At 66.8% G+C, this 4,833-nt stretch carries 6 protein-coding genes; 4 read left to right on the forward strand and 2 right to left on the reverse strand.

Annotation, left to right across the window (positions count from 1 at the left end):
- The coding region (gene ftsY, locus Q0Z66_RS11895; protein WP_298041431.1) for a signal recognition particle-docking protein FtsY at positions 1 to 873 on the forward strand (873 nt) is incomplete at its 5' end.
- Between the two features lie 21 nt (positions 874 to 894).
- The gene (locus Q0Z66_RS11900) at positions 895 to 1,395 is read left to right on the forward strand and encodes a DUF2004 domain-containing protein (protein ID WP_298041434.1); all 501 of its coding nucleotides are present in this window, start codon (positions 895 to 897) and stop codon (positions 1,393 to 1,395) included.
- 13 nt (positions 1,396 to 1,408) lie between these two features.
- Here the strand turns inward: Q0Z66_RS11900 and lipA are convergent, their stop codons facing one another.
- Together lipA and lipB are read right to left on the reverse strand one after the other, a co-directional pair.
- On the reverse strand, positions 1,409 to 2,401 hold the full coding sequence (lipA, locus tag Q0Z66_RS11905; RefSeq protein WP_298041436.1) for a lipoyl synthase: 993 nt from the start codon (positions 2,399 to 2,401) through the stop codon (positions 1,409 to 1,411).
- Positions 2,398 to 3,036, reverse strand: a complete 639-nt coding sequence (gene lipB / locus Q0Z66_RS11910; RefSeq protein WP_298041437.1) for a lipoyl(octanoyl) transferase LipB — start codon at positions 3,034 to 3,036, stop codon at positions 2,398 to 2,400. Before lipB ends, lipA begins: the two co-directional genes overlap by 4 nt.
- 79 nt (positions 3,037 to 3,115) lie before the next feature.
- On the opposite strand from lipB, the gene Q0Z66_RS11915 reads away from it, so the two are divergent.
- Both Q0Z66_RS11915 and ffh read left to right on the forward strand, forming a co-directional pair.
- Positions 3,116 to 3,703, forward strand: a complete 588-nt coding sequence (locus tag Q0Z66_RS11915) for a TetR/AcrR family transcriptional regulator (protein ID WP_298041439.1) — start codon at positions 3,116 to 3,118, stop codon at positions 3,701 to 3,703.
- Positions 3,704 to 3,751: 48 nt separating this feature from the next.
- The coding region (ffh, locus tag Q0Z66_RS11920) for a signal recognition particle protein (RefSeq protein WP_298041441.1) at positions 3,752 to 4,833 on the forward strand (1,082 nt) is incomplete at its 3' end.

Below are 4,833 nucleotides of genomic sequence, written 5' to 3' on the forward strand. Positions count from 1 at the left end.
GCGGAGAAGTCTTGGTCCCTCGGTCGCGCGCTGCGCGGCATGTTCGTCAAGCCCACGATCGATGAGACGACGTGGGAGGACCTGGAGACCGCGCTGATCACGGCTGATTTCGGCCCCGACATCTCCGAGCGCATCATCGATGAGCTGCGTGAGAAGGTCGCCAAGTACCGCACGACCGATCCCAACGATCTGCAGCGGATGCTCCGAGAGACGCTCGAGGAGCACTTCGCGAAGTTCGACACGACGCTCAAGCTCACCGAGCGTCCCGCCGTCGTGCTCGTCGTGGGCGTCAACGGCGTCGGCAAGACCACGACGATCGGCAAGTTCACGAAGTTCCTGCGCGGCTACCAGCGCAGTGTCGTCGTGGGCGCGGCCGATACGTTCCGCGCGGCCGCCGTCGAGCAGCTCGCGACCTGGGCTCAGCGCGGGGGAGCGGCGATCGTGCGCCCCCAGCAGCAGGGCCAGGACCCGGCATCCGTCGCCTTCCAGACCATCGACTTTGCCAAGCGCGAGGGTATCGAGATCGCGATCATCGATACCGCCGGTCGCCTGCACACCAAGGGCGGGCTCATGGACGAGCTCACCAAGATCCGCCGTGTCGTCGAGAAGCAGGCCCCCATCAGCGAGGTCCTCCTGGTCCTGGATGCCACGACCGGGCAGAACGGTGTGATGCAGGCCGAGGCGTTCCTCGAGCACGCGGGCGTCACGGGTCTCGTGCTCACGAAGCTCGACGGCTCCGCCAAGGGCGGCTTCGTCCTCGCGGTCCAGGAGCGCACCGGCATCCCGGTCAAGCTCCTCGGCCAGGGCGAGGGCATCGACGACCTCACCGGTTTCACCCCCCATGCTTTCGTGGCATCCCTTGTCGGTCAGTGAACGGACTGGTTTCATAGCGTTATGGCGATCGAACACGACTACTTCGGGCTCCTGTCCTCCGGGCCCGATGGATCGATCTTCTGGAGTGAGACGGTCGACCTGGGCGACCAGGCGGTGACCGTCGATCTGACCGCGCCCGATCAGGACGACGTCTCGGTGCAGGCGCTCGATATCGCAGCCGGCCTCATCGCGGGCCTGGAGAATGTGGATGCCGTGGCCCGCCGCGGGATGCTGTCCGAGGTCGATGACCGCACCAGCGAGGTCACCGAATACATCCTGCAGCAGCAGGAGACCTACGGCGACGACCTCCCCGATGTCCTCATCGATGTCAGCGGCGACGCCGCCGTCGACATCATCCGTTCTCTGCGTCTGATGAGCATGACGCTCCTGGCTGACGAGCACGGCGGATCCGAGCCCTTCGCGGTGCTCGAATACGCGCTCGACGCGGATGAGACCGACGATGTTCTGCTGGTGAACCTCGCCTCCGACGGAACCGTTCAGTCGGTCATGAGCGCGGACTGAGCCCGCCCGACGCTCACACGGCCTGGGCGAATCCGAGGTCGGCGCTGGCGGCGATGTGCGCGAGGTGCGGCGGGATCTCCCGGCCCTTCGAGACCATCGACTGCGCCCAGAGGCGTCCCGCCCGGTACGAAGAACGCACCAGGGGGCCGGCGAGCACGCCGAGGAAACCGATGCGCTCGGCTTCCTCCTTGAACTCGACGAACTCCGCGGGCTTCACCCAGCGCGAGACCGGAAGGTGCCGGGGCGAGGGCCTCAGATATTGCGTGATCGTGATGATGTCGCACCCGGCATCGTGCAGGTCGTGCAGCGCCTGCACGACCTCTTCGGGTTCTTCGCCCATGCCGAGGATGAGATTCGACTTCGTGATGAGTCCGGCATCGTGTCCCTGCGTGATGACGCTGAGCGAGCGATCGTAGGTGAATGCCGGACGGATGCGCTTGAACACCCTCGGCACCGTCTCGACGTTGTGCGCGAACACCTCGGGGCGTGCATCGAAGATCTGCCCGAGGAACGCCGGATCGGCGTTGTGCTCGTTCGCGAGCAACTCGACGCCGGTGTTCGGGTTCAGGGCATGGATTCGCCGGACGGTCTCGGCGTTGAGCCACGCTCCGGTGTCGGGCAGGTCGTCGCGCGCCACGCTGGTCACCGTGGCGTACCGCAGACCCATGCGCTGCACGCTCTCCGCGACACGGCGCGGCTCATCCGTGTCATAGGCCTCGGGCTTGCCCGTGTCGATCTGACAGAAATCGCACCGCCTCGTGCACTGCGAGCCGCCGATGAGGAACGTGGCCTCCTTGTCCTCCCAGCACTCGAAGATGTTCGGACATCCGGCCTCCTGACACACGGTGTGCAGATCCTCGCCCTTCACGAGCTTCTGCAGCGCCGTGTACTCGGGGCCCATCTTCGCCTTGGTCTTGATCCATTCGGGCTTGCGCTCGATGGGCGTCTCGGAGTTGCGGATCTCGAGTCGCAGGAGCTTGCGCCCCTCGGGGGCTGCGGCACTCATGCGGTCACCGCCGAGTACTCATCGACGAAGGCCGTGGTGACGGCATCCGCGATGTCGGCGGGGGAGACGGTGCGACCGATCACCTCGCTGATCGTCGTGACCCCGGCATCCGTGATGCCGCACGGGATGATGTCGCGGAAGCCGGCGAGCGTGTTGTCGCAGTTGATCGCGAAGCCGTGCATCGTGACTCCGTTCTGCACGCGCACGCCGATGGCGGCGATCTTGTCCTCGCTGAGAGGGCGGCGCACCCAGACGCCGCTGCGGCCGTCGACCTGGTATCCGTCGACGCCGAGCGGTCTGAGCACATCGATCAGCACCCGCTCGAGGCGGCGCACATGCGCGACGACATCCATGGGCTCATGCAGGCGCACGATCGGGTAGCCGACGAGCTGCCCGGGACCGTGCCAGGTGATCTTGCCCCCGCGGTCCACGTCGATGACGGGGGTTCCGTCCTGCGGGCGCTCGTGAGCTTCCGTGCGCTTGCCTGCGGTGTAGACGGCCTCGTGCTCGAGCAGGATGAGCGTGTCGGGGCGGGTGCCGTCGACGACGTCGTGGTGGATGCTGCGCTGCAGAGCCCATCCATCGGCATAGGGCACGAGATCCGGGGCGAGACCCGGGGTCAGGATGTCGAGCATGATCGCCTTCCGGCAGTTGTTGGATTGCGTCCAACAATACATCTCCGGCGCTGCCGGCGACGCACGATACGGTGAAGGGATGACCTCACCACCCCGTGCCGGGCGTCCCCGCGCCTCCTCCCGCGAGACGCTCGCCGAGGCCGCCTGTGAGCTGTTCCTCGAGCAGGGGTACGAGAACACCTCGGTCGCCGAGATCACGCAGCGCGCCGGCGTCAGCCGATCGAGCTTCTTCAACTACTTCTCATCCAAGAGCGATGTGCTCTGGTCGGGGCTCGACGCCCGCATCGGTGCGGCCGTCGACTCTTTGGGCGCACTGGCGCCGGATGCCGGCGGAGCAGTCGTACGGGAAGTGCTCGAAGGCATCGTGCGGGACTTCGCTCCCGATCCGCTCGCCCTCGCGCTGCGCAACGCGGCAGCGATGGGGCTGGAAGATGAACTCGTGCGCGATCGCGGAGTGCGCCACGCACGCCTGTCGGCGGCGATTGCGGATGCCGCGCGCCGCAGCGGAATCGGTGAGATAGCGGCCGATATCCTCGGCGCGGCCTACGCGGCCGCCGTCCTCTCCGCGTTGCGCGTGTGGGCCGAGCGCGGCGCGGGCAGTGGCGCTCCGGAAGCGCTTCTGCGCGACGCGTTCACCGGTGTTCACGACCTGCCTTGGGCGAAGTGAAGCCGAGGCTCGGAGAGCGTCTCCCGCTCGCGTAGAATCAGAAGCACCATGGCTACTTTTGGCACGCTCTCCGAACGCCTCACCGATACGTTCCGCAACCTTCGCACGAAGGGCAAGCTGACCGCCGCCGATGTCGACGGCACGGTCCGCGAGATCCGTCGCGCGCTGCTCGACGCCGACGTCGCTCTCGCCGTCGTCAAGGACTTCACCGCGAGCGTGCGCGAGCGCGCCCTCGGCGATGAGGTCAACAAGGCGCTGAACCCGGCCCAGCAGGTCGTGCAGATCGTCAACGAGGAGCTCATCGGTATCCTCGGCGGCGAGCAGCGCCGCCTCGAGTTCGCGAAGACGCCGCCGACCGTCATCATGCTCGCGGGCCTGCAGGGCTCCGGTAAGACGACATTCGCCGGAAAGCTCGCCAAGCGCCTCGAGAAGGACGGTCACACGCCGCTCCTCGTGGCCGCTGACCTCCAGCGTCCCAACGCCGTCAACCAGCTCCAGGTCGTCGCCGAGCAGGCGGGTGCCACCATCTATGCGCCCGAGCCCGGCAACGGCGTCGGCGACCCCGTGCGCGTCTCGAAGGACGGTGTCGAGCATGCCCGCCGTCACCAGCACGACGTCGTCATCATCGACACCGCCGGACGGTTGGGCGTCGACGCCGAGCTCATGAAGCAGGCATCCGATATCCGCGCCGCCGTCGACCCCGACGAGGTGCTGTTCGTGATCGACGCGATGATCGGTCAGGACGCCGTGAACACGGCCAAGGCCTTCCAGGAAGGCGTCGATTTCACCGGCGTCGTCCTCTCCAAGCTCGACGGCGATGCACGTGGTGGCGCTGCGCTGTCGGTGGCATCGGTCACCGGCCGCCCGATCATCTTCGCCTCCACGGGTGAGAACCTCGACGACCTCGAGCCGTTCTACCCCGACCGCATGGCGAGCCGCATCCTCGACCTCGGCGACATCCTCACCCTCATCGAGCAGGCCCAGCAGGCCTTCGACGAGGAAGAGGCTATGAAGGTCGCCGAGAAGCTCGCGAACGAGGCCTTCACCCTCGAGGACTTCCTCGACCAGCTTCAGCAGATGAAGAAGATGGGCTCGATGAAGAAGATGCTCGGGATGCTCCCGGGCATGGG

Source organism: uncultured Microbacterium sp., from assembly GCF_947632095.1.
Lineage (GTDB): Bacteria > Actinomycetota > Actinomycetes > Actinomycetales > Microbacteriaceae > Microbacterium.

Coding starts and splice junctions, on each gene's coding strand:
- Q0Z66_RS11915 (WP_298041439.1), top strand. CDS start 3,116: ATGACCTCACCACCCCGTGCCGGGCGTCCCCGCGCCTCCTCCCGCGAG.
- Q0Z66_RS11900 (WP_298041434.1), top strand. CDS start 895: ATGGCGATCGAACACGACTACTTCGGGCTCCTGTCCTCCGGGCCCGAT.
- lipA (WP_298041436.1), bottom strand. CDS start 2,401: ATGAGTGCCGCAGCCCCCGAGGGGCGCAAGCTCCTGCGACTCGAGATC.
- lipB (WP_298041437.1), bottom strand. CDS start 3,036: ATGCTCGACATCCTGACCCCGGGTCTCGCCCCGGATCTCGTGCCCTAT.